22 protein-coding genes are annotated in these 23,370 nt (G+C 71.4%); 9 read left to right on the forward strand and 13 right to left on the reverse strand.

Annotation, left to right across the window (positions count from 1 at the left end):
• Positions 1–3: 3 nt before the first annotated feature.
• A complete protein-coding gene (locus tag IT072_RS17765; RefSeq protein WP_223358162.1) occupies positions 4–1,365 on the reverse strand; it encodes an ABC transporter substrate-binding protein in 1,362 nt (453 codons plus the stop codon).
• Positions 1,366–1,444: 79 nt separating this feature from the next.
• Here IT072_RS17765 and IT072_RS17770 point away from each other — a divergent pair, with 79 nt between their 5' ends.
• Complete coding sequence (locus IT072_RS17770; RefSeq protein ID WP_223358163.1) at positions 1,445–2,461, forward strand: LacI family DNA-binding transcriptional regulator; 1,017 nt, start codon at positions 1,445–1,447, stop codon at positions 2,459–2,461.
• Between the two features lie 94 nt (positions 2,462–2,555).
• Positions 2,556–4,217, forward strand: a complete 1,662-nt coding sequence (locus IT072_RS17775) for a sialidase family protein (protein ID WP_223358164.1) — start codon at positions 2,556–2,558, stop codon at positions 4,215–4,217.
• Positions 4,218–4,246: 29 nt separating this feature from the next.
• Here the strand turns inward: IT072_RS17775 and IT072_RS17780 are convergent, their stop codons facing one another.
• The 6 genes from IT072_RS17780 to IT072_RS17805 form a co-directional block, all read right to left on the reverse strand.
• Positions 4,247–5,188, reverse strand: coding sequence for a 1-phosphofructokinase family hexose kinase (locus IT072_RS17780; protein WP_223358165.1), 942 nt, complete (start codon positions 5,186–5,188; stop codon positions 4,247–4,249).
• On the reverse strand, positions 5,185–6,156 hold the full coding sequence (locus IT072_RS17785; RefSeq protein ID WP_223358166.1) for a carbohydrate kinase family protein: 972 nt from the start codon (positions 6,154–6,156) through the stop codon (positions 5,185–5,187). The genes IT072_RS17780 and IT072_RS17785 overlap by 4 nt, the downstream gene beginning before the upstream one ends.
• Positions 6,157–6,161: 5 nt before the next feature.
• Positions 6,162–7,049 carry a carbohydrate ABC transporter permease gene (locus tag IT072_RS17790; protein ID WP_223358167.1) on the reverse strand — a complete coding sequence of 296 codons (888 nt, stop codon included), beginning with the start codon at positions 7,047–7,049 and terminating at the stop codon, positions 6,162–6,164.
• On the reverse strand, positions 7,049–8,002 hold the full coding sequence (locus IT072_RS17795) for a carbohydrate ABC transporter permease (RefSeq protein WP_223358168.1): 954 nt from the start codon (positions 8,000–8,002) through the stop codon (positions 7,049–7,051). Before IT072_RS17795 ends, IT072_RS17790 begins: the two co-directional genes overlap by 1 nt.
• Before the next feature lie 19 nt (positions 8,003–8,021).
• Positions 8,022–9,344 carry an ABC transporter substrate-binding protein gene (locus tag IT072_RS17800; RefSeq protein WP_223358169.1) on the reverse strand — a complete coding sequence of 441 codons (1,323 nt, stop codon included), beginning with the start codon at positions 9,342–9,344 and terminating at the stop codon, positions 8,022–8,024.
• Positions 9,345–9,433: 89 nt separating this feature from the next.
• On the reverse strand, positions 9,434–10,315 hold the full coding sequence (locus IT072_RS17805; RefSeq protein ID WP_223358170.1) for an SIS domain-containing protein: 882 nt from the start codon (positions 10,313–10,315) through the stop codon (positions 9,434–9,436).
• Between the two features lie 139 nt (positions 10,316–10,454).
• On the opposite strand from IT072_RS17805, the gene IT072_RS17810 reads away from it, so the two are divergent.
• Positions 10,455–11,522: an amidohydrolase family protein gene (locus tag IT072_RS17810; protein ID WP_223358171.1), complete on the forward strand. Its 1,068-nt coding sequence runs from the start codon at positions 10,455–10,457 to the stop codon at positions 11,520–11,522.
• Between the two features lie 96 nt (positions 11,523–11,618).
• Here IT072_RS17810 and IT072_RS17815 read toward each other — a convergent pair whose 3' ends face one another.
• Positions 11,619–12,479 carry a class II fructose-bisphosphate aldolase gene (locus tag IT072_RS17815; RefSeq protein ID WP_223358172.1) on the reverse strand — a complete coding sequence of 287 codons (861 nt, stop codon included), beginning with the start codon at positions 12,477–12,479 and terminating at the stop codon, positions 11,619–11,621.
• Complete coding sequence (gene melA, locus IT072_RS17820) at positions 12,476–13,789, reverse strand: alpha-galactosidase (protein WP_223358173.1); 1,314 nt, start codon at positions 13,787–13,789, stop codon at positions 12,476–12,478. Before melA ends, IT072_RS17815 begins: the two co-directional genes overlap by 4 nt.
• Positions 13,790–13,917: 128 nt before the next feature.
• Between melA and IT072_RS17825 the strand changes: the two genes are divergently transcribed.
• A complete protein-coding gene (locus IT072_RS17825) occupies positions 13,918–14,733 on the forward strand; it encodes a DeoR/GlpR family DNA-binding transcription regulator (protein WP_223358174.1) in 816 nt (271 codons plus the stop codon).
• A 159-nt stretch (positions 14,734–14,892) separates the two neighbouring features.
• The gene (locus IT072_RS17830; protein WP_223358175.1) at positions 14,893–15,324 is read left to right on the forward strand and encodes a hypothetical protein; all 432 of its coding nucleotides are present in this window, start codon (positions 14,893–14,895) and stop codon (positions 15,322–15,324) included.
• A gap of 15 nt (positions 15,325–15,339) precedes the next feature.
• On the opposite strand, the gene IT072_RS17835 is transcribed toward IT072_RS17830, so the two are convergent.
• The 3 genes from IT072_RS17835 to glsA form a co-directional block, all read right to left on the reverse strand.
• Complete coding sequence (locus IT072_RS17835) at positions 15,340–15,861, reverse strand: hypothetical protein (protein ID WP_223358176.1); 522 nt, start codon at positions 15,859–15,861, stop codon at positions 15,340–15,342.
• A gap of 83 nt (positions 15,862–15,944) precedes the next feature.
• Complete coding sequence (locus tag IT072_RS17840; RefSeq protein ID WP_223358177.1) at positions 15,945–17,513, reverse strand: MFS transporter; 1,569 nt, start codon at positions 17,511–17,513, stop codon at positions 15,945–15,947.
• A 49-nt stretch (positions 17,514–17,562) separates the two neighbouring features.
• Entirely contained in the window at positions 17,563–18,612 is a 1,050-nt protein-coding gene (gene glsA / locus IT072_RS17845) for a glutaminase A (RefSeq protein WP_223358178.1), read from the reverse strand.
• 224 nt (positions 18,613–18,836) lie between these two features.
• On the opposite strand from glsA, the gene IT072_RS17850 reads away from it, so the two are divergent.
• The 4 genes from IT072_RS17850 (at position 18,837) to IT072_RS17865 (ending at position 22,682) form a co-directional block, all read left to right on the forward strand.
• Positions 18,837–19,805, forward strand: a complete 969-nt coding sequence (locus tag IT072_RS17850) for a Gfo/Idh/MocA family protein (protein WP_223358179.1) — start codon at positions 18,837–18,839, stop codon at positions 19,803–19,805.
• Between the two features lie 179 nt (positions 19,806–19,984).
• Positions 19,985–20,731, forward strand: coding sequence for a 3-hydroxybutyrate dehydrogenase (locus tag IT072_RS17855; protein ID WP_223358180.1), 747 nt, complete (start codon positions 19,985–19,987; stop codon positions 20,729–20,731).
• Entirely contained in the window at positions 20,728–21,633 is a 906-nt protein-coding gene (locus IT072_RS17860; RefSeq protein WP_223358181.1) for an alpha/beta fold hydrolase, read from the forward strand. Before IT072_RS17855 ends, IT072_RS17860 begins: the two co-directional genes overlap by 4 nt.
• Positions 21,630–22,682, forward strand: coding sequence for an alpha/beta fold hydrolase (locus IT072_RS17865; protein ID WP_223358182.1), 1,053 nt, complete (start codon positions 21,630–21,632; stop codon positions 22,680–22,682). Before IT072_RS17860 ends, IT072_RS17865 begins: the two co-directional genes overlap by 4 nt.
• A 67-nt stretch (positions 22,683–22,749) precedes the next feature.
• On the opposite strand, the gene IT072_RS17870 is transcribed toward IT072_RS17865, so the two are convergent.
• Positions 22,750–23,370: a TetR family transcriptional regulator C-terminal domain-containing protein gene (locus IT072_RS17870; protein WP_223358183.1), complete on the reverse strand. Its 621-nt coding sequence runs from the start codon at positions 23,368–23,370 to the stop codon at positions 22,750–22,752.

Raw genomic sequence — 23,370 nt, forward strand, 5'->3', positions numbered from 1 at the left:
CGCTCACTGTCGGTCGATGAGGTTGGTCTGGATGTCCGCGCCGGCCTTCTCGATCACCTGATCGGGGCTCAACTCGCCGTCGTACATCCGCTGCAGGTCGGTGCCGAGGTAGTCGGTCGACGCGTTCCACCAGGAGGGGATCGCCGTGCCGGCCGGGATCTGCGAGCCCGCCTCGGTCGCGACCTTCCAGAGGTCCTGGTCGCCGAGCGCCGGCACCTTCTGGAAGAGCGGCTTCGTCGGCTCCGCCGCCGGCAGGTAGGCCGGGATGGACGTGTTCAGCCCCTCGGGGTAGACGTCGCTCGGGCCCCAGACGGCCGAGTAGCCCGCCTCGTCGTACATCAGGAACTCGTAGAACAGCCACGCGAGCTGCGAGTTCTTGCCGCCCTTGGGCAGCACGAACGAGGATCCGCCCATCGCACCGCTGCGTGCGCCGCCGTCCTTCCAGGCGGGGAGCTCCATCGCGCGCCAGTCGCCCTTCGTCTCCGGGAGCAGTTGCTGCGGCGCGAAGTCGAACCAGATCGCCCACGGGTAGAAGACCTCGTTGCCGGCTTCCATCTCGGCGATGTCGGTCTGACCGAGGTACTCGGAACGGGTGCCGAGACCCTCCTTCTGCACGGTGTCGAGGAAGGTGAGGATCTGCTTGTACTCCGGGCTGTCGAGGCGCAGCTTCCCCTTCGCGTCCGCGAGCGAGGTGCCGAGCTGGCTGGCGTACATCTCCAACTGCAGCTGGCCCAGAAAGGCGCCCTGCTCGAGGTGGATCGGCTTCGCGCCCGGCTTGGCCTTCTGGTACTCGCGGGCCGCGGCGAGGAGGTCGTCGTAGGTCGCGATCTTCGTGGCGTCGATGCCGGCCGACTCGAGCGCCGTGGCGTTGTAGTACAGCAGACCGGGGTTCAGGTCGTACGGAACGCCGTAGATACCGCCGTCGACGGTGTTCGCGTCGATCTTCTGCGGGGCGATGTCTTTCACGTACGGCTTCAGGACGTCGCTGAGATCCCACAGGTGGTCGGCGAATCCGCTGACCATCGCGTCGTCCAGGAAGACGCCGTCGGGCACGTCGGTCCCGGTGATGAGCGTGTTCTGCAGCTTCGCGTTGATGTCGACGGCTTCGTGGTGGACGGTGATCTTCGGGTACTTCTTGTGGAAGTCCGCGATGACGCCGTCGAACACCTTGAACAGGTCGCCCGACCGGTCCCAGATGGTGATCTCACCCTCGGGCTGATCGGTGGTCGGCGCCTGCAGGCGGTCGGAGGCGGTGCCCCCGCCGCCGCTACCGATGTCGGGACCGCAGGCGGTCAGGGTCAAGGCGGAGGCGGCGAGCACCGCAGCGACCGTGAGGCCGCGGACCCGCCGTTTCGGGTGATTCATGGGACACTCCCTCGTGTTTTGCCAACGTATGCAAACTGTAGCGTTCGTTTGCGAACGTTGCAAACGCTACGATGACTCCATGCCAGCAACACTGCGAGACGTCGCCCGGCTCGCCCAGGTCTCCGTGCGCACGGTGTCGAACGTCGTGAGTGGCTACGAGCACGTCAGCGATCAGATGCGGACCCGCGTCCTCGCGGCGATCGAGACACTCGACTACCGTCCCAACCCCGTCGCCCGCACACTACGGACCGGGCGCACGGGGATGCTCGCGCTGGTCGTGCCCGAAGTCGACGTGCCGTACTTCAGCGAGCTCGCGCGCGAGGTCATCGACGCCGCCGCGCTCACGGGCTACCGCGTCATGATCGACCAAACCGGGCACGACCACGAACGGGAGCGCCAGCTGCTCCTCGGCGACGACCGGACCATGCTGTTCGACGGCCTCCTGTTCAGCCCGCTCGTGACCAAATCCGAACTGCTCGACATGCACGGCGCGACCCGGATGCCCCTGGTCCTGCTCGGCGAGCACGAGTTCGACGGCCGCTACGACCACGTCGCGATCGACAACGTGCAGGCCGCGAAGGACGCGGTCGGGCACCTGGTCGCCACCGGCCGTCGCCGGATCGCGGCCATCGGCGCCCAGCCGGCCGAGGAGTACGCCACCCCGCTCCAGCGCCAGTCCGGATACGCGGAGGCCCTCACCGCCGCAGGCCTGCCGTACGACGGCGATCTCGTGAAGACCGCCGGCCACTACAGCCGGCCGGGCGGCTATCGCGCAGCGCAGGAGCTCCTCGACCTCGACGAGCGACCGGATGCGATCTTCTGCTTCTCCGACCTTCTGGCGATCGGCGCGATGCGCGCCGTCTTCGACGCGGGACTCCGCGTGCCGGAGGACGTCGCCGTGATCGGTATCGACGACGTCGACGAGGGCCGCTTCGCCCGGCCCTCGCTCAGCACAGTCTCCCTCGACACGCCCTTCATCGCGCGCGAGGCCGTGCGTCGCATCGTCGCGCGGATCGACGAGCCGGGCCTCCCCGCCGAAGAGGTCGTCGCACCGCATCGCCTCGTCGTCCGGGAGAGCACCGCGCCCGCGGTCTGAGCCGCGATTCCCCCTTGCAACGTTTGCAAATGCCTGGCAAGGTCTGTTTGCAACGTCCGCAAAGCCGCGGGCGCCTCACCAGAGAGGACTTTCCATGGAATCGATCCTGCGTCGGGGGCGACGGCTCCCACTGCTCGCTGCAGCGGCCCTGGCCGCCGCGACGGTGCTCACGCTCTCCCCCGGCTCGGCACCGCCCGCCGAAGCCGCACTGCCCGGCTCCGTGCTGTATTCGCCGAATCTGAGCAGCTTCCCCAACGGCACCGCCGGCTACCCGCGGGCCATCGCCCTCGAGCACGACGGCACCCCGGCCGACACCGTGCTGGCGACCTTCGCCAAGGGCGGCCACAACGCTCCCGGCACCCTCCCCGTCTACAAGAGCATCAACGGCGGCACGAGCTGGTCGCAGATCTCGACGATCTCGTCCAACACCGCCGGGTGGGACATCGAGGCACCGACCCTGTTCGAGGTTCCGCGCACCATCCCCGGCCTAGCCGCAGGCGACATCCTCGCGGCCGGGACGGCCTGGCACGTCGGCGACTACACCACCCAGAAGGTGGAGGTGTTCAAGAGCACGAACGGCGGGGCGAGCTGGACCTTCCTCTCGAACTGCACGCAGACCTCCGGCCTCCCGAACTCCTGGGGCCACGGCATCTGGGAGCCATCGTTCGTCGTGGCGAACGACGACACCCTCGCCTGCTTCATCTCGGACGAGCGGCCGGCCGGCAGCACCACCAACAACCAGAAGATCGGCCACTACACGTCGACGAACGGCGGTGCGAGCTGGAGCTCTGCCATGACCGACGACGTCGTCTTCCCGTCCGACAACCTTGCCCGCCCCGGGATGCAGACGTTCGCCAAGCTCCCCGACGGTCGTTTCGTCATGAGCTACGAGATGTGCCGTGACGCGACCAACGCCGACCACGCGTGCGAGGTCTACATCAAGTTCAGCTCCAACGGCCTGAACTGGGGCGCGGCCGGCGACAAGGGAACACTCGTCCGCACGTCCGACGACCGCGAACTGCTGCACACGCCGTACATCTCGTGGGCACCGGGAGGCGGCCCGAACGGCACCCTGTTGCTCTCCGGCCAGCGCGTCGTCGCCGGCCCGACCGGCAACAAGACTGTGCTCGCCGAGTCCGGGACCGTCCTCTTCACCAACACCCAGCTGGGCGCCGGCACCTGGTACGAGGCCGCCACCCCCGTCACGGTGAACCCCACGGGCGGCTACGCCTCGGGAGCGCCCTCGTGCCCGGGCTACTCGACCCCGGCCATCCCGCTGGGCAACGGGACGACCTACCTGTACTTCGCGGCGACCTGGCTCGGCCAGGGCAACCAGTGCGACGTGCGCGTGGGCCTCGGCACCCTCCCCGGCCCAACCGGTGCGATCGTCGGCCCGGGCGGCAAGTGCCTCGACGTCGACACCAACACGGCGGTGAACGGCAACCGCGCCCAGCTGTGGACGTGCGGCACGGCCTCGGGGCAGGACTGGTCGGTCTCACCCGACAGCAGCATCCGCGCGTTCGGCAAGTGCTTGGACGTCGATGCCCAGGGCACGGCCAACTTCACCAAGGTGCAGCTCTGGGAGTGCAACGGCTCGGGCGCACAGAAGTGGGTGCACCAGGCCAACGGCTCGCTGCTCAACCCGCAGTCGGGCCGCTGCCTGGACGACCCTCAGGGTGTGACCACCGACGGCACCAAGCTGCAGATCTACGACTGCAACGGCCTCTGGACCCAGCAGTGGACCATCCCGGCCTAGGCGCGTAGCCGAGGTTCACGTCGTGGCGCTCATTCGGCCGGAATGGGCGCCACTTCGTGAACCTCGCTCAGGTTCACCTCGGCGGGGTCGAAGCGCGCGGCGCCCGGGACCTGCGCGTTGGCCGCCCCGGCCGCGGCCGCGACCTCCAGAGCGCGCTGCAGGTCCGCTCCCGCGTCCAGCGCTGCGACCAGGCCGGCGAGGTAGCAGTCGCCGCTGCCGACCGGGAAGAGCCCCGGCCGATCGACGGGAGGCGCGACGACCAGATCGCCGTCGGCCGTCGCCGCGACCGACCCGGCCTCACCATCGGTGACGACGGCGATCGCCGCGCCGCGTGCGACCAGCTGGCGGGCCGATTCCTCGCCGGTGGCGGCCCCGGTGAGGTCCGCCGCTTCGGCTCGGTTGACCTTCACGAGCCGAGGACGGGCGCGCTCGACGATCGCGCCGAGGGTCGGCCCGTGCACGTCGACGGCCAGCAGCACCCCGCGGGCCGACTCGGCCGCGAGGAGCTCCGCGAAGGCGGCGGCGTCGATGCCCGCGGGCGCCGCTCCCGAGACCGTCAGCCACTCGCCCGGGTGCGCGACGGCGAGCCGTGACGCGATCTCCCCCGGCGCCACATCGAACTCGGTGACCGGCTCGTAGAACTCGGTCAGGCTCCGCGCGCCGGTGTCGCAGGCCGTGATGCACAGCCGGGTCTCGACGGCGGTGGGGATGCGGTCGAGCTCCACCGTGCCCGCCCCCGTGCCGTCGCTCCGCGCCAGCAGTTCGGCGACGAGATCGCCGATGCGCCCGCCGAGCGGTGCCACGGCACGGGCAGGGACCCCCAGCAGCGCGAGCGCCCGCGCGACGTTGAGCGACTTCCCGCCCGCCGACCGCAGCACCACGGGAGGGCGGTGGATCGCGCCGGCGCGCACCTCGTCGAGCACGTAGACGACGTCGAGGGCCGGCGTCAGCCCGAGCGTGTGGACGGTCACACCGGCACCTCCGTGTGCGCGGCCAGCTCGTCGCGCGTGGCCTGCGCTCCGGTGCCGCCGGTTCCGCGAACGGAGAGCGAACCGGCGACGGCGGCCCAGCGAAGGCGGTCGGACTCCTCCGCCACGTCGGCGAGGAGGGAGGCCACATACCCGGCGTCGAAGCTGTCGCCTGCGCCGGTCGTGTCGACGACGTCCAGCACGAGCCCCGGCGCGGCGGCGACACGGGCGCCGCCCTCGAACGCCACGCCTCCGTCGGCTCCCGCCTTCACGACGACGCGGCAGCCGAGAGCGGAGAGCGCCGCGGCCGCCTCGTCGAGCTCGGCGAAGGCGCGACCGGCGACCGCCGCGGCGATGGCGAGGGCCTCCTCGCGGTTCGGCAGGAAGAGGTCGACGCGCGCGAGCACCTCCTCCAGGCCCGCCCACTGTTCGGCCGGGTCCCAGTTCGTGTCGATGCTGACGGTCGCACCTGCTGCACGCACTTCGTCGAGCAGCGCGGGCAGCTCGGCCGCGAGGCCCGGAAGCAGGAAGTAGGAGGCGAAGTGCACATGCCGGGGCCGCAGCCGCTCGATGGCCGCACGGGCCGCCTCCACGGTGAGCACCGGGATGGTGCCGGGCAGGGTGAGGATGGCGCGGTCGCCGGGCTCGGAGAGCACGACCGAGAGGCCGGTGGGCCGGTCGGGGTCGACGGTCACTGCAGAGACGTCCACGCCCCCGGCACGGAGCCGGTCGAGCACGACGGTCCCGAACTGGTCGTCGCCCACGACCGCAGCGAGCCCGGTGCGAACTCCCAGCCGCGCCAGCCCGCAGGCCACGATCGCCGCGCTGCCGCCGAGCAGCAGCTCCGCCGAGTCGAGCAGCTGCTCCGCCTGGCCGAACCGCGGCACCGTGTCTCCGGTGAGCAGGAGGTCGGGGTTGGCGTCGCCCACGACCAGCACGTCCACGACGGATCCGCCGCCGGCTGCAGCCACGCCGCTCATCCCTTCAGTCCCGAGAACGTCATGGTCGCGATGAACTGCCGCTGCGCGAACAGGAAGAACAGGATGAGCGGAAGCGTGGCGATCACGTTGCCGGCCATGATGAGGCTCCAATCGGTCTGGTGCGCGCCCTGGAAGTTCGCGATGCCGAGCTGCAGGGTGAACGCCGACTGGTTGTTGATCGCGATGAGCGGCCAGACGAGGTCGTTCCACGCCCCGAGCAGGGTGAAGATCGCGAGCGTGGCGAGCGCCGGGCGGGCGAGCGGCAGCACGATCCGGAAGAACACCTGCCAGCGGTTGCAGCCGTCGATCGCTCCGGCCTCCTCCAGCTCGGCCGGGAGCGAGAGGAAGAACTGCCGCATCAGGAAGATGCCGAACGCGGTCGCCAGCCAGGGCACGATCGCCGCGCCGAGACCGTTCAGCAGCCCCAGCTTCGCGAACAGGATGTAGGTCGGGATCATCAGCAGCTGCGTCGGGATCATGATGGTCGCCAGGATCATCAGGAACCCGAAGTCGCGGCCCGCGAACTTCAGCCGGGCGAAGCCGTAGCCCGCCAGCGAGCACAGCACGATGTTCGACACGATCGCCGTCGCCGAGACGATGACCGTGTTGCCGAGCCAGAGCAGGATGTCGGTCTGCTGGAACAGCTTCACGTACCCGTCGATCGTGAAGTGCGACGGGATGAACGGCGGCGGGAACGCGACCAGCTCCTTCGCCGGCGAGAACGACGCGAGCGCCATCTGCAGAAACGGCACCAGGAACAGGATCGCGATCGGGAAGAGCACGAAGTGCCAGCCGCTCAGCCGGCGGCGGCGCGGCGATCGGGCGCGCGCCTCCTCCGCCACCGTGCGGGAGGCCGAGGAGACCTCGTCGAGAACCGTGGCCATCAGAACGCCTCCGAGCCCCGGCGCCGCTGGATGACCACGACGCCGATCGTGATGAGCAGCGTCGCGGCGAAGAGCACGTAGGCGGCGGCCGAGCCGTAGCCGAACTCCAGCGCGTGGAACGCCTTGTCGTACAGGAAGTAGACGATGGTCTTCGTCGCGTCGAGCGGGCCACCGCGCGTGGTGGTGTACACGAGGTCGAAGAGCTGGATCGCCTGGATGGTCTGCCAGATCGCGACGAACGCCGTGACGGGCGCGAGCTGCGGCCACACGATCCGCCAGAAGGTCTGCCAGCGGTTCGCGCCGTCGATGCGCGCGGCCTCGATGAGGTCGGCGGGCACATCCTGCAGCGCCGCCAGGTAGATCACCGTCGTGAAGGCGGCCGAACCCCACAGCGACATGATCGCGATGACGAGCATCGCCTGCTTCGGGTCGTCGAGCCAGCCCTGCTGCGGCAGGTGGAGCACCCGCAGCACGTTGTTGACGAGACCGAACTGCGGGCTGAAGAGGTAGGTCGACAGGATGCCGGTGGAGGCCGCCGACGCGACGAACGGGACGAAGATCGCGGTGCGGTAGAAGCCCATCCAGCGGATCCGCCGGTTGAGGGCGACAGCCAGGAACAGCCCCAGCAGCACGGAGGCGGGGACGAACAGCAGCGTGAAGCCGACCGTGTTGAGCACGGCGTTGCCGAAGTCGGCGTCGCTCAGCAGCTGCGCGTAGTTGTCCCCGCCGACCCAGGTCGCGTCGCTGAAGCCGTCCCAGCTCTGGAATGACAGCACGAACGCCCACAGCGCCGGGAAGATCGACAGGCCCAGGATGATGATGGTCGCCGGGGCGACGAAGCCCCAGCCGGTCAGCGCCGAGGTGAGCCCGCGGCGCCGACGGCCCCGGCGCGACCCGGTCGCGTCCGAGGACGCGCCGGGCCGCCGGAGCGCGGGGGCGGTGGTGTCTGCCATGCGCGTGGCCTCGCCCCTCTTACTTGTCCTTGGCGAGGGCCGCGTCGGCGGTCTTCGCCGCGTCCTCGAGCGCCGCCTTCGGCTCGCCGTCGCCCTGCAGCACCGCCGAGATCGATTTGCCGATCGCCACGGAGAGGGCAGCGTACCCCTTGGTCGTCGGGCGTGTCTGCTTCACATTGGCGGAGTTGGCGACGAAGACCTCGTAGCCGGGGTACTCCGCGGCCTCCTTGGCGACGGCGGCGGAGTCGGCCTCCGACGAGCGCAGCGGGAGGTTGCCGATCGCGACGTTGAAGCGCTCGTCCTGCTCAGGCGATGTCAGCCACTCGGCGAACTGCGTCGCCCAGTAGGCCCGGTTCATGTCCTTGTGGTCGAAGAGTGCCCAGATGTCCGGCCCGGAGACCGTCTGGTGGTCGCCGTCCGTGCCGGGCAGCTGCACGACGCCGTACTTCGTGCCCCCGGTCTTGAGGTCGGAGAGCTGCCAGGGGCCCGAGGTGATCATCCCGATGCGGTCGCTGACGAACAGCTGGCCGAACTTCACGTCGGTCTGGTCGAGATAGACGCTCTTGTCGTCCACGGCCATGTCGCGCAGGAAGGTCAGGGCGTCGTCGCCGGCCTGCGAGGCGAACTCGGCCTTCGTCGCGTCGTCGTTGAGGATGGCGCCGCCGTTCTGCCACAGGTGCGGCCAGAACTGCCAGGTCGTCTCCTCGCTGCCGGACACCGAGTAGCCGTAGCCGTAGATGTGGTTGGCGGGGTCGGTCAGCTTCTTCGCCGCCGCCCGGAAGTCGTCCCACGTCCAGTCGGCCGTCGGGTACGCGACACCGGCCTTGTCGAAGAGCGTCTTGTTGTAGAGGAGGCCGATGTTGTCCACCACGGCGGGGAAGCCGATGACCTTCTTACCGGTGGGCTGGGCGGTGCCGCGGGCGGCCGCGGTGAACTCGTCCCACTTGACCTCCGGCTTCTTCACCTCGTCCGAGATGTCCAGCGTGCGCCCGGAGGCCTCCAGCTGGCCGGCCCACGAGCCGAACGCGTACGACATGTCCGGGTACTGGTCGCCCGCGAAGCCGGCGGAGAGCTTCTGCAGCAGCTGGTCGGTCGAGGAGGCGCCCGGCGAGAGGTCGATGGTGACGTTCGGGTGGGCCTTCTCGAATTCCTTCGCGAGTCCCTCCATGACCTTCTGCGCAGCGTCGGCCTGGCCGGACCAGACCTCGATCTCGACCTTGGCCTTCGTGTCGAGCGTCGTCGCGCCCTGCGAGCCGCTGCACCCGGCCAGGGCGACGACTCCGACGGTGGCGGCCAGCACGGCGGTGGCGCGCAGCGCCCGCCTGCGGAATGGAGTCAGCATCTTCGGATCTCCCTTGTGGATTCTGCTGGTGTCGGATTCTGTCGCGCCCGGCTGCGGGTCAGCCGGGCGCGACGAGCGCGGCTGGGGGGTCAGCCGAGCACGATGGAGCGGGTCAGGTGGCGCGGGGTGTCGGGGTTGAGTCCGGCGCGCTCGGCGACGGCGACCGCGAGGCGCTGCGCCTGGGCGAGCTCGACGAGCGGGTCGGCGTCGCCCACGCGCACGGTCGCGCCGGTGCGCTCGATGTCGGCGACGAGGCTGGGCTCGGCCTTGCCGATGATCCACACGAGCGAGCGGGAGTCCGCGACGGCCAGCGGGCCGTGGCGGTAGTCGAGCGACGGGTACGACTCCGCCCACGCCTGCGCGGCCTCCCGGATCTTGAGCGCCGCCTCCTGGGCCAGGCCGTAGGTCCAGCCGCTGCCGAGGTAGACGAAGTGGCTGACGCCGTCGAGGTCGACGTCGAGCGGCCGACCGAGCACAGCCTCGGCCTCGGCGGGGAGGGCGGAGACGTCCTGGCCGAGGGCGTGGCGCGCGAGCAGGAGGAAGGTGGTGGGGAAGCGCGTCTGCACGACCGACTCCTCGTCGGCGAAGTCCAGCAGCAGCACGTCGTCGGCGCGCTCGGCGACCGGCGAGTCCGCCACACCGGTGACGGCGATGGTACGGACGCCGGCCGGGATGGTCTCGATCGCGTCGAGCACCTCGGTCGTGGTGCCCGAGCGGCTCAGCAGCAGCACGGCGTCGTAGTCGCGCCACGTCCACGGCTCGGAGGCGTAGGCCGCGTCGGTCACGCCCAGCCCGGCGCCCTCGCGCAGGTAGGCGAACGACTCGGCGACGAAGGCTGAGGTGCCGCAGCCGAGCACGAGGACGCTCTCGCCCGGGCGGGCGAGCAGCTCGGTCGCGCGGTCGGCTCGGGTCGCGAGCGCCTCGCGCCAGATGTCCGGCTGGCTGGCGATTTCGCGGGAGGTCAGTGTCACGAGGTGCTCCTGTTGGTCGTTCCGGTGCGTGCGCACTCCGGTGCGCGTTGTGATTATCATTGGCGGACATTGAGCGTTTGACAACGAAACTGTGCAGATCGCTCAGTCTGCCTGATTGTTTGTTACAGAGAGGTTTCGAATGCCGAAGCAGGAGCACCCCTCCCTCGCCGATCTGCGCCTCGCCGACTGGGCGCCGCGCAGCCAGCTGCGCGCCCGCACCACCGTCGTCGACCGGCCGGCCCACCCCGTGATCGACGTGCACAACCACCTCGGCCGCTGGCTGACCGACGGGGACTGGATGATCGACGACGTGCCCGCGCTCGTCGCCCTCATGGACGAATGCGGGGTGGAGACGATCGTCAACCTCGACGGCCTGTGGGGCGAGGAGGTCACCGCGAACGTCGAGCGCTACGACCGCGCACATCCCGGCCGGTTCGCCACGTTCTGCCAGCTGGAGTGGGACCTCCTGGCCGCGCCGGACGGCGTCGCCCGGCTGATCGCGTCGCTCGACGACAGCGCCGCCCGCGGAGCCCGCGGTGTGAAGGTCTGGAAGAGCCTCGGGCTGACGGTGCGCGACGCGGACGGCAGCCTGATCCTCCCGGACGACCGGCGGGTGATCGACGTGCTCGCGCACGCCGGCTCGCTCGGCCTCCCGGTGCTCATCCACACCGCCGATCCCATCGCCTTCTTCGAGCCGCTCGACCGCCACAACGAGCGGATCGACGAGCTGGGCGCGATGCCCGAGTGGTGGTTCGGCGACAGCGACCGGCACCCCCGCTTCGACCGGCTGCTCGACGCGCACGCGGCGCTCGTGCTCGGTGCTCCCGGAACGAGGTTCATCGGGGCGCACGCCGGGTGCGCGGCCGAGGATCTCGACCGCGTCGAGCGTCTGCTGGAGGCCGCACCGAACTACGCGATCGACACGGCGGGCCGCATGGCCGAGCTGGGCCGTCAGCCGCGGCGGTTCGCGCGCCTCGTGGCCGCGCATCCCGACCGCGTGCTCTTCGGCACCGACATCTACCCGGTGACGGCCGAGCAGTACCGGCTGCACTACCGCTTCTTCGAGACCGCGGACGAGGGCTTCGGCTACGCGCCCGAGAGCGAGATCCCGGGTCAGGGTCGCTGGGACGTCGCGGCCCTCGATCTCGACCCCGTCCTCCTGGAGCCCGTGTACCGCGGCAACGCCCGCCGCCTCCTCGCCCTCTGACCCCGCATTCGTGCGCGCGCGAGGACGCTTCACATTCGGCACGAATCGCGGAAAAGCGACGCGCTTTCGCCACATTCGGCACGAATGCTTGCGGCGCTAGGCGAGGGTGCGGCGGGGCTCCACGACGCGGCAGAACGCGGCGACGAGGTCGGCCATGGCAGCGCGCGCGCTGCGCGTGTAGCGGCGCGGATCGACGGCGTCCGGCTGGTCGGCGAGAGCGCCGCGCAGCGCGCTCGTGTACGCGATGTTGAGCGCGGTGCCCACATTGACCTTGCGGATGCCCGCGGCCACGGCAGCGGCGATGACACCGTCGGCGACGCCGGACGAGCCGTGCAGCACCAGCGGCACCGGGACGGCGGCGGCGAGCCGGGCGATCAGGTCCAGGTCGAGCCGGGCCGAGCGGTCGCGCATCGCGTGCGAACTGCCGACCGCGACGGCCAGGCCGTCCACCCCGGTCGCGGCGACGAACTCGGCGGCCTCTCCGGGATCGGTGCGGACGCCGGGCGCGTGCGCGCCGTCCTTGCCGCCGATCTCGCCGAGCTCCGCCTCCACCCAGACGCCGACCTCGTGCGCGTGCGCGACGACATCCCTGGTCGCCGCGACGTTCTCGTCGTACGGCAGCCGGGAGGCGTCGAACATGAGCGAGCCCACGCCGAACTCCTGCGCGCGGGCGAGGACCCGATCCACCAGGTCTCTGCTCTCGATGTGGTCGAGGTGGATGCCCAGCGGCGCCTCCGACGCGGCGGCGATCTCCCGGCACGCCGCCAGCAGCGGCTCCGGCGCCCCGCGGAACGCGATCGCGTTCTCGCTGAGCTGCAGCAGCGCGGGAGAGCCGGCCGCGGCGGCCCCCGCCGCCACGGCCTCCGCGTGGTCGAGAGAGAGCACGTTGAAGGCCGAGAGCGCTCCCCCCTCCGCGACCGCCCCCGCGATCAGCTCGCGGGTCGCCGCGAGGCTCACGGCGTGCCCTGCAGGGTACCGCCGAGAGCGGCGGGCAGCAGGGGCGCGTGCCGGGAGGTCAGCTCGTCGCACAGCGCCCAGATCTGCTCCGGAGTGAGCGACGACGACGCGTTCGGATCGGTGAGCACGGCACGGCGGACGAGTTCCGGGTCGCCGCTGCGGGCGGCCTCGATCGTGAGCTCCGCCACCGAGAGGTAGGTGCGGTTGAGCGCGGCGCCCTGCACCGGGATCGCGCCGAACGGCAGGGGGTGCACGCCGTCCGCGTCCACCCGGCTCGGCACCTCGACGACGGCGCCCTCCGGCAGGTTGTCGATCAGGCCGCGGTTGACCACGTTGGCGTGGATGATCCGCTCCGTGCCGGTGAGTACCGAGTGGATGACCTGGGGCGCGTACTCGGCGGCGCCCTCCTCCAGCGCCAGCGGCTCCCCGGCGGCAAGCGCGGCCCGGGCGTGCTCGAACTCGGCGACGTTCTCCTCCGAGATGCCGATGTACTCGAGCGGGTTCAGGCGGAAGCGCTCGATCTGCTCGGGCGAGCGGAGGAACCAGTCGAGGTACTCCGAGGAGTGCTCGCTCGTCTCGGTCGGGTAGAAGCCGATGCGGCGGAAGATCTCGACGCGCACGCGGCGGCGAAGCTCCGGGTCGCGCTCGATGGCCTCCCGCAGCTTCGGGTAGAGGTCTTCGCCGTCGCGCGACCACTCCACGAGCCAGGCCTGGTGATTGACGCCCGCGGCCCGGTAGTGCGTGCCCTCCATCGGGACGCCGATGAGCTGGCACAGGTCGTGGACCGTCCAGTAGACGCTGTGGCACAGGCCGACCGTCTTGATCGAGGGGGCGACGACGGACATCCACCACACGTTCATCGCCATCGGGTTGGTGTAGTTGAGGAACCACGCGTCCGGGCAGAGGTCGAGCATGTCGGCGGCGATGCCCGAGAGCACGGGGAAGGTGCGCAGCGCGCGGAACACCCCGCCGACGCCCGTGGTGTCGCCGATGGTCTGCAGGAGGCCGGCCGCGGCCGGGACCTCGAGGTCGACGCGGGTGGCGTCGATGCCGCCCACCTGGATCATGTTGATCACGAAGTCCGCGCCGGCGAGCGCCTCGCGCCGGTCGAGCGTGGCGACGATCTCGGCGGTGCGGCCGAAGCGCTCGGCGACGTGCTCGGCCGTGCCCTGCGCCACGTGGAGGCGCTCGGCGTCGATGTCGTGCAGCACGATCCGCAGCGGGGGCAGGTCGTCGAAGCGGAACAGGTCGGCGAGGAGCTGGCGGGTGAAGACCACGCTGCCCGCTCCGAGGAAGACAATCTGAGGCATGATGCGATCCTGCGGTAGCGTGTCTACTCCGCGCAACAGAATGAGCGATTCGCCGCTAAAGTGATCATGTGGAGTGATCGATTCGCGATCGTCTCCGCGCTCGACCGCTCTGCCGAAAGGACCGCTCCATGGTCGCTCCCGCCGCCGAATCGCTCATCGCACGCGTCACCTCCGGTCGCCGCGCCCAGCGCCTGCTCGCCATCCTCGATCTGATCTCCGAGCGCGGCACCATCAGCCTCGCCGATCTCTCCGAGGCACTCGACATCTCCGCCGCCACCGCCCGCCGCGACCTCTCCGACCTCGCCGACCAGAACCTGATCCTGCGCACCCACGGCGGCGCCTCCGCCCTGGAGCAGGGCCGCGAGATCCCGGTCGCGCTGCGCGACACACGGTTCCAGGAGGCCAAACGGGCGATCGCGAAGGCCATGGTCAGGAGGCTGCCCGCCGAGCGGCACGTCGTCGCGCTGAGCGGCGGCACCACCACCGCGAGCGTCGCGCGTGCCCTCGCGAACCACCGCGACATCGCCGTCGTGACCAACTCCCTCAGCATCGCCGGTCTGCTCTCCGGCTACGCGGGCGTGCGGGTCGTGATGACCGGCGGCTTCCTGCGCCCGCAGTCGCTGGAGCTCGTCGGCGCCCTCGCCGAGAGCACCTTCAACGCCGTCAACGTGGGCACCGCCATCCTCGGCGCCGACGGCATCAGCGCCACGAGCGGCGTCACCACCCACGACGAGACCGAGGCGCGCACGAACCGCGCGATGGTCGCCAAGGCGCAGCGCACCGTCGTCGTCGCCGACGGCTCCAAGATCGGCGGCGTCGCCCTCGCCCAGATGGCGGAGATCGAGCAGGTCGAGATGCTCATCACGGACAGCAGCGCCGACCCCGACGAGCTCGACCGGCTGCGCGCCGCCGGAGTGAAGGTCGTCATCGCCGACGATGAGTGACGGCGCCAGGCCGCCGAGGTTCACGTCCGTGCGGCCATTCCGCGTGCGTGACGGCCACGACGTGAACCTCGCGGAGCTCGTGACGTCATCCTCCGGACGGATGACGGGTTGGTCCTCTCGGCCGACGCGCCCGCGCCTCCCGCGCGGTGGACTGGAGCCATGAAGCGCACCAGCACCTCCGGTCAGGCCGTCCGCATCCTCGCCCTCGCGCTGCCCCTCCTCGCCCTCGCCGCACTCGTCGGGACGAACAGCGGCAGCGCACTCGCCGCCGCCGTGTCCGTCGCGGCGGCGCTCGTGACGCCGCCGGTGCTGAACTTCCTCGCGACGCGCGCCGCCCGCCGGCTCGGCTCCGCGTCCCTCCCGCGCCGGGTGTGGATCGCCGTCACCTGCGCCCTCTGGCTGGGCATCACCGGAGCACTGGCGATGGGTCAGCACTTCCTCAGCGTGCAGGCCGGCCCCGGCGAACTGCTGTTCCTGCAGATCGCGGGCGCGGCGTGGCTCGGCGCGACCGTCTCCGTCCTCCTGTCGCTGGTCTTCGCCGTGGCGATGACCGTTCGGTTGATCGCGAGCCCGCGGCCCGCCGAGGGCTGACCCCGCCTCGCCGTCTCAGAGCCGCAGCACCGACGGGCGCGGGAGGCCGAGGTCTTCGAGCAGGTCGCCGAGCAGGCGGTCGAGCTCGAAGGCGGCCTGCGTGATCTTGTTGTTGCCGAAGGTGCGGAGCGCAGAGCTCGGCTGGTCGAAGGCGACGACCGTGCGGGAGCCGCGGGCGTGGAGCTCGAGGCGCGCGGGGGCGTAGAGCGCGGTCCCCGGGTCGTGGCGGAACATCCGGGCCGCGGTGACGTAGTCCCCCAGCGCGTAACCGGCGGCGGGCAGGTCGGCGCCGCCCACGCGCATGACCGGCGTGGGGTCGTACGACCAGAACCGCAGCAACCCGGACGGCCCCGAGACCTCCCGGGTCAGCTCCGCCCACGACGCGCCCGCGCGCAGGAGCGACGCCACCCGCTTCTCGTCGAGCGCCGGAACCTCCCGCTCGAGCGCGGCCCGCAGCGCGACGAACGGCGCCTCGGCCTCCAGCTCGATCCGGTTCACGCTGACCGACACGATGCGCTCGCTGGCAGGAATACTCACCCCACCATCCTCCCGCCCCCGCCGAGTCTGCGGAAAGTGGAGCCGAAACCGTCGAGTACGCAGAGAATTCGCGGACTCGGCGGCTACACGTTCTCGGGCTCAGGGATCTCGCCGGGACGGTACCGGGGGAGGCGCGAGGCCGGGATGATGGCCACCGCCGAGACGCCCGCGAGGATGAGGAGGCCGAGCTTCAGAGCGCTGAGGCGGGCATCCTCGTTCACCGCGACGGCGGCTTCCACCTGGGCCGGCGTGGCGTCGGTGCGGGAGAGCGCCGCGCGCAGGTCGTCGTTGCTGACGAAGTTGATGTCGTCGAGGTCGACCTGGGCGACGATCTCGGGCGGCAGCTCACGGTGGTCGGCGACCGCCTGACCGACGTTGAGTCCCAGGAGGGTGACGAGCATCGCCCCGGCGAGCGCGGTGCCGACGGCGGAGGCCAGGTTCTGCGTGGTGCCGCGCACGGAGCCGACGTCTCCGGCGAGCTTCTTCGGGGCAGATGTGACGAGCACGTTGAACACCAGGGTCACGAGGGCGCCCTGCCCGACGCCGAAGACGATGAGGCCCAGGATGGTCGGCAGCGTCTCCCAGTTGTTGGTCACGACGAACGCCGGCCACACCAGCGCCACGGTGGTCAGCGAGAACGAGAAGACCCCGATCGTGCGCGGAGCGAACCTCCCGTAGAAGCGCACGACGAGCGTGGCCACGATGAACACCGTCAGGTTGAACGGCATCATCGCGAGCGATGTGTCGAACGGGGTGCGACCCTGGACGATCTGGATGTACAGCGGCACCGAGAAGTTGAGCGCCGCCTCCAGCGCGACGACGATGAACATCGCGTAGACCGCCGCCCGCTCACGCGAGGACCCGAGCACGGTGAGGCTGACGAGAGGCACCTTGCCCTGCTTGGTGCGCCTCCGCGTCCAGAGGAAGAACGCCTGGCCGAGGATGAGGCCGAGCAGGATGAAGACCGGGGCCGGCGAGAGCCCGAGGATGCTGAACGGTGCGCTGTCGCGCGCGAGCAGCACGCCCCACGCGTTCAGGTTGTTGAAGCCCAGGGTGAGCAGCACGATCGCCGCGCCGATGAGCACCGCGGCGACCACGTCGATCTTCACGGCCGGGTTGGCGCCGTCGCTGCGCAGCCGCGTGCTGAAGATGAGGACCAGGATCGCGAGGACGAGCACGATGCCGAACACCGGCCGCCAGCCCACGAACGTTCCGAGCGCGCCGCCGATCAGGAAGGCGCTCACGCCCGAGATCGCACGGGCCGAGCCGAGCGATCCGACGGCGGTGGCCTGCTGCGCGCCGCGGTAGTTCTCGGCGATCAGGGCGACGAGCGACGGCACGATGATGGCCGCCGACGCACCGGCGAGGGCCTGTGCCGCGATCACCCAGCCCACGGTCGGAGCGAGGATCATCGTGAGCGCAGAGACCGCGAAGATCCCGACCACGATGCGGAAGATGAGCACCCAGCCGATCCGCTGGCCGAGCTTCGCGCCGACCATCACCAGCGCCGCGACCGTCAGGCCGTAGGTCACGATCGCCGTGCTCACCGAGGTGGGCGGCACGCCGAAGTCCTGGACCATGCCGCCCAGCGAGACGGGCAGCGCCGCCACGTTGAACGACATCAGCACCTGGGCGAGGAACAGCCCCACCATCGGGGCCCAGGAGGCTCGGGGGCGGTCTGCGTGTCCGGCGTCGCGGTCATCACACGGTCCTTTCGTCGGGGGCGGGCGTGGATGCGGGAGCAGGCGCGGCAGACGCCCCGACCGCGGCCGACGCGAACAGGTTCAACCCGAGCGTGCGCGACAGGTAGGCGGTCGCGCGCTCGCCGCGCACGCTGTTGCCCGCGGCGTCCAGGGGAGGCGCGAACGTCCCGATCGCCCCCTTGCCCGGCGCGATCGAGACGATGCCGCCCGAGACGCCGGACTTCGCAGGTAGTCCGATCTGGAACAGCCACTCGCCCGAGCGCTCGTACAGCCCGTTGGCGGCGAGCACGGCGAGCGTGTCGCGGCTCACCTCCTCCGACACCACCCGCTCCCCCGTGACCGGGTTCACGCCGCCGTCGGCGAGGGTCGCGCCCATGATCGCGATGTCGCGGGCGGTGACCAGCAGCGAGCACTGGCGTGTGTAGACCTCGACGATCTCGCCGGGCTCCCCGTCCAGCCGGCCGTAGCTCTGCAAGAGGCGGGCGATCGCCTGGTTGCGGGAGTTCGTCTCGGACTCGGAGGTGAAGACGCGGTCGTCCACCTCCAGGTCGCGCCCGGCGAAACGGGCGAGACCGCGCGCGATCGTCTCCCACTTCGCGTCGGCGGTCTCCCCGGCGACGAGCGCGGTGGTGGCGATCGCGCCGGCGTTGACCATCGGGTTCATCGGGTGGCCGCCGTTGAGCTCCAGCGCGATCACCGAGTTGAAGGGGAGGCCGGTGTTGTCGACGCCGACCAGTTCGCCGATCCGCTCGTGCCCGAATGCGTCGCACACGAGCGCGTAGACGAACGCCTTGGAGATCGACTGGATGGAGAACGGGACGCCGGTGTCGCCGATCTCGACGAGTCCGCCCGCCGTGTCGGCCACGCAGATGCCGAACCAGCCGTGATCGGCCTCCGCGAGGGCGGGGATGTAGTCGGCGACCGATCCCGCATCCACACCGCGGTAGCGCTCGTGGGCCGCTCGCACCAACTGCTCCACGCGGTCGCGCGCGGGGAGCGCGCCGGTCGCCGCCTCCTGCCGGATCCCCTCGGTGTCCGTCTCGAACATCGCGCTCCTCCCGCCGCCTGCCGTGCTGACGCTATCGATCCGCACGCCGCTCCGCCAGACCCCGCGTGGCTCGGTGCGTCGAGACGGCCCGACATGCCGTGCGCGACGCCGAGACGGCCCATAGTCGGCCGCCTCGATGACTCGCGCGCAGTCGAGCGCGGCGGGAGCGTCGCTACGATGGCGGCGCGGGTCCGTGCCGATGCGGGCCCGACGAGAGGACACGAATGACCACCTGGGGAATCCTCGGCACCGGTGGGATCGCCGCCGCCATGACCGCCGACCTGACGCTGCACGGCCACGCGGTCGGGGCGGTCGGCTCGCGCACGTCGGAGTCCGCGGCGCGGTTCGCCGCGTCCCACGGCATCCCGCGCTCGCACGGCAGTTACGAGGAGCTGGTGGCCGATCCCGAGGTCGACGTGGTCTACATCGCCACCCCGCACCCGCAGCACGCCCCCAACGCGCTGCTCGCTCTCCGCGCCGGCAAGCACGTACTGGTCGAGAAGCCGTTCACGATGGACCGCGCGGAGGCCGAGCAGATCGCGGAGGCCGCCCGGGCCGGTGGGCTCGTCGCCCTCGAGGCCATGTGGACGCGCTGGCTCCCCCACATGCTGCGCATGCACGAGGTGATCTCGGACGGCACGATCGGCGAGGTCCGCTCGGTCATCGCCCACCATTCGCAGAAGGCGAGCCCCGACCCGGCCGGCCGGATGCTCAACCGGGCGCTCGGCGGCGGCGCCCTGCTCGACCTCGGCATCTACCCCGTGTCGTTCGCGTGGGATGTGCTCGGAGCGCCCTCCGGCATCCACGCGATCTCGACGCCGACGGCGACCGGCGTCGACCGGCAGACCGCCATCCTCTTCGCCTACGAGAGCGGCGCGCAGGCCGTGCTGACGACCGAGCTGGACGCACGCGGCAGCAACACCGCGACCGTGATCGGCACCGACGGCCGCATCGAGTTCGACCCGTTCTTCTTCGCTCCGACCGCCTTCCGTGTGCTCGACCCGGAGGACACGGTCGTCGAGCGGTTCGAGGCGACGGTCACCGGTCGCGGGATGCAGTACCAGGCGCAGGCGATCGAGCGGCTGATCGCGGCGGGCGGCGGGGAGGACCCGCGCCTCCCGCTCTCGCAGTCGGTCGAGATCATGGGCTCGCTGGACGCGATCCGCGAGCGCATCGGCCTGCACTACTCCTAGCCGGCGCCCCTTCGCGGCGCCGCCGCCGCAATCGCGGGGTCGCATCCCGCCGCTCTGCGCACGGCGGAGCGACGGAATGCGACCCCGCTGTGCGGCAGCGGGCCACCCGCCCTTCCGCTCGCGCCCGCCGCGGCGTTAGAGTGCGGCCAGGGCCGTGCGCGCCCGCCGGGAGGAGTGTCGTGACCGATCTCTCGGGCCGCAGGGCCCTCGTCACCGGAGGCGCCAGCGGCATCGGCCGTGCGTGCGCCGAGGCGCTCGCCGGCGCGGGCGCCCACGTCACCATCGCCGATCTCGACGGGGACGCCGCGCGTGCGGTCGCCGAGGGCGTCGGCGGCGAGGCGTGGGAGGTCGACCTGTCGCAGACGGAGGCCCTCGACGACCTGCGCCTCGACGTCGACATCCTGGTCAACAACGCGGGCATCCAGCACGTGCGCCCCATCGAGGAGTTCGAGCCGGAGCGCTTCCGGCTGCTGCTGACGATCATGCTGGAGGCGCCGTTCCTGCTGGTGCGGGCGGCACTGCCCGGCATGTACGAGCGCGGGTTCGGCCGCGTCGTCAACATCTCGAGCGTGCACGGTCTGCGCGCCTCCGCGTACAAGTCGGCGTACGTCGCCGCCAAGCACGGCCTGGAGGGCCTGTCGAAGGTGACCGCGCTCGAGGGCGGCCCGCACGGCGTCACGTCCAACTGCATCAACCCCGGCTACGTGCGCACTCCCCTCGTCGAGAAGCAGATCGCCGACCAGGCGCGTCTGCACGGCATCCCTGAGGCGGAGGTGGTCGAGAAGGTGATGCTGACCGAGTCCGCGATCAAGCAGCTGGTCGAGCCGACGGAGGTCGCGAGCCTGGCCCTGTGGCTCGCCGGCGATGACTCCCGCATGGTCACCGGCGCCAGCTACACGATGGACGGCGGGTGGAGCGCGCGGTGACCGGCTACCGCACGTTCCGGGCCCCGGTCCCCGGCGGCGAGCTGGCCGGCGGCGTCTGGAACCCCGATGCTCCGGCCGCGGGCGGCTCGTCCGGCTCGACGCTCGTCGCCATCCACGGCATCACGGCCAGCCACCGCGCGTGGGAGCTCGTCGCGGCCGCCCTTCCCGACACTCGCCTGATCGCGCCCGACCTCCGTGGCCGCGGCCGCAGCTCCGGGCTGCCGGGCCCGTATCGGCTCGTGGACCATGCCGACGACGTCGTCCGGGCGATGGATGCGCTCGGCGTCGACCGCGCGCCGGTCGTGGGTCACTCGATGGGCGCGTTCGTCGCGGTGCGCGTCGCCGAGCGCCATCCCGACCGTGTCGAGCGGCTGGTGCTCGTGGACGGCGGGCTCCCGATCCCCCCGCCGCCCGGTGTCGCCCCGGAGGACCTCCCCTCCGTCGTGCTCGGGCCCGCCCTGCAGCGTCTCGGGATGCGGTTCGCGTCACCCGAGGAGTACCGCGCGTTCTGGCACGCTCACCCGGCGATCGGCCCGTGGTGGAACGACGCCATCGAGCGGTACGTCGACTACGACCTGGTCGGTGAGGCGCCCGCGCTGCGGTCCAGCGCGGCCGAGGCCGCCGTCTCGGTGAACGCTCTCGAACTGGACGGCAGCGCCGGATACGCGGAGGCGCTGGCCGGGTTGACGCTGCCTCTCGCCTTCCTCCGGGCCCCGCGCGGCCTGCTCGACGCCGACCCGCTGTACGACCCGTCGGTGGTCGCCGACTGGGCCCGCCGGCTGCCCGCGATGCGCGTGCACGAGACCGACGACCTCAACCACTACACGATCGTGATGACCGAGGACGGCGTGCGGCAGGTCCTCCCGCTGCTCCACCCCACCCGAACCGAGGAGACCCCATGACCGGAACCCTGCTCGCGGGCGTCGCCGCCCGACGCGTTCCCACCGACCGCCTCTCGGCGAACGTGCTCGAACGTCCCTCGTCGGGGGAGGCGCAGGCGACCGTGCTGTTCGTGCACGGCAACGTGTCGTCGTCGCTGTTCTGGCAGCCGCTGATGCTGGCGCTTCCGCACACGGTCCGCGCGCTCGCCGTCGACCTGCGCGGCTTCGGCGACTCCGAGACCCTGCCGGTGGACGCCACCCGCGGCGTGCGCGACTTCTCCGACGACGTCGCCGCGGTCGCGGACGCCCTCGGAACGGGACCGGTGCACCTCGTCGGCTGGAGCATGGGCGGCGGCGTCGCGATGCAGCTCCTCCTCGACCGCCCGGACCTGGTGCGCACCCTCACCCTCGTCTCCACGGTGTCGCCGTACGGCTTCGGCGGCACAGGTGCTGACGGCGGGCTTCTCAACGCCGACGCGTCGGGTACCGGAGGCGGCGGCGCGAACCCGGACTTCGTAGCACGGCTGCGGGCGGGCGACACGGGCGAGGAGTCCCCGACTTCGCCGCGCGCCGTCTACCGTTCGTCGTACGTCGCTCCGGGCTTCCAGTCCGACTTCGAGGACCTCTGGGTGGAGTCGATGCTCAGCACCGCGACCGGCGAGGACAACTATCCGGGCGACGCGTCCGCGACCGAGCACTGGCCGGGATTCGGCCCCGGCACCCGCGGGGTGCTCAACACGATGGCGCCGACCTACTTCGACACCTCCGGCATCGTCGACCTCGCGGAGAAGCCGCCCGTGCTGTGGATCCACGGCGAGCTCGACGCGATCGTGGGCGACGCCTCCTACTTCGACCTCAACCAGCTCGGCGCGGCCGGGATCGTCCCGGGCTGGCCGGGAGAGGAGGTCGCGCCTCCGCAGCCGGTGCTCGCCCAGACCCGCGCCGTGCTCGACCGCTACGGGGCGGCCGGGGGCAGCTCCCGCGAGGTCGTCTTCGACGACTGCGGCCACTCACCCCACATCGAGAAGCCCGACGAGTTCCTCGCGGAACTGCTCGCGCATCTCGGCTGAGCGCCGCGAGAGATCAGTCGTTGCGGCCTCGGCGGCGACTCACCCGCGACGACTCACCCGCAACGGCTCACCCCTCGGCGAGAGCGAGGAGCGCGCCGCGGTCGAGGCCGAGCATGCCCTCGACGGCATGGGCCAGGAGGGGGTGCCGCTCGCCCGCGCCACCCCAGCGGACCAGTCCCTGCGCGTTGAGGCCGTCGATCGTGCCGAGCAGCTGCCAGGCGGCCGCAGCGGCGTCGGGCACGCGGAACTCCCCGGTGGCGACGCCCTCCTCCACCACCTCCAGGAGCAGCGCCTGCCAGGCGTCCATCTGCTCCCGGACCGCTGCCGCGAGCCGTTCGTTGCGACGGCCGAGGGCGAAGGCCTCGACCCAGACCGTGGTCACGTCGTCGCGCGTGCCGTCGAGCAGGGTCCGCAGCACGGCGGCGATCCGTCCGATCGGGCCGTTCTCGGCTGCGAGCAGGGCGCGCACCTCGCCGATCTCCGGTGCGACCGCGGCCGCGAACGTCGTCGCGACCAGCTCGTCCATCACGGGGTGGTAGTGGGCCACCAGGGCCGGCGTGACGGCGGCGCGGGAGGCGACGCCGCGCATCGTGACGGCCGTGAGGCCCTGGTCGAGGGCCAGCTCGCGGGCCGCGTCGGCGATCGCGGCGCGGCGTTCGGCGGGCGGGCGGCGGGCTGCTCTTGACAT

The sequence above is a fragment of the Leifsonia sp. ZF2019 genome, from assembly GCF_019924635.1.
Classification (GTDB): domain Bacteria; phylum Actinomycetota; class Actinomycetes; order Actinomycetales; family Microbacteriaceae; genus Leifsonia.

Coding starts and splice junctions, on each gene's coding strand:
- IT072_RS17865 (WP_223358182.1), top strand. CDS start 21,630: ATGACCGGAACCCTGCTCGCGGGCGTCGCCGCCCGACGCGTTCCCACC.
- IT072_RS17795 (WP_223358168.1), bottom strand. CDS start 8,002: ATGGCAGACACCACCGCCCCCGCGCTCCGGCGGCCCGGCGCGTCCTCG.
- IT072_RS17870 (WP_223358183.1), bottom strand. CDS start 23,370: ATGTCAAGAGCAGCCCGCCGCCCGCCCGCCGAACGCCGCGCCGCGATC.
- IT072_RS17850 (WP_223358179.1), top strand. CDS start 18,837: ATGACCACCTGGGGAATCCTCGGCACCGGTGGGATCGCCGCCGCCATG.
- IT072_RS17830 (WP_223358175.1), top strand. CDS start 14,893: ATGAAGCGCACCAGCACCTCCGGTCAGGCCGTCCGCATCCTCGCCCTC.
- IT072_RS17770 (WP_223358163.1), top strand. CDS start 1,445: ATGCCAGCAACACTGCGAGACGTCGCCCGGCTCGCCCAGGTCTCCGTG.
- IT072_RS17825 (WP_223358174.1), top strand. CDS start 13,918: ATGGTCGCTCCCGCCGCCGAATCGCTCATCGCACGCGTCACCTCCGGT.
- IT072_RS17790 (WP_223358167.1), bottom strand. CDS start 7,049: ATGGCCACGGTTCTCGACGAGGTCTCCTCGGCCTCCCGCACGGTGGCG.
- IT072_RS17810 (WP_223358171.1), top strand. CDS start 10,455: ATGCCGAAGCAGGAGCACCCCTCCCTCGCCGATCTGCGCCTCGCCGAC.
- melA (WP_223358173.1), bottom strand. CDS start 13,789: ATGCCTCAGATTGTCTTCCTCGGAGCGGGCAGCGTGGTCTTCACCCGC.
- glsA (WP_223358178.1), bottom strand. CDS start 18,612: ATGTTCGAGACGGACACCGAGGGGATCCGGCAGGAGGCGGCGACCGGC.
- IT072_RS17775 (WP_223358164.1), top strand. CDS start 2,556: ATGGAATCGATCCTGCGTCGGGGGCGACGGCTCCCACTGCTCGCTGCA.
- IT072_RS17800 (WP_223358169.1), bottom strand. CDS start 9,344: ATGCTGACTCCATTCCGCAGGCGGGCGCTGCGCGCCACCGCCGTGCTG.
- IT072_RS17840 (WP_223358177.1), bottom strand. CDS start 17,513: ATGGTGGGGCTGTTCCTCGCCCAGGTGCTGATGTCGTTCAACGTGGCG.
- IT072_RS17765 (WP_223358162.1), bottom strand. CDS start 1,365: ATGAATCACCCGAAACGGCGGGTCCGCGGCCTCACGGTCGCTGCGGTG.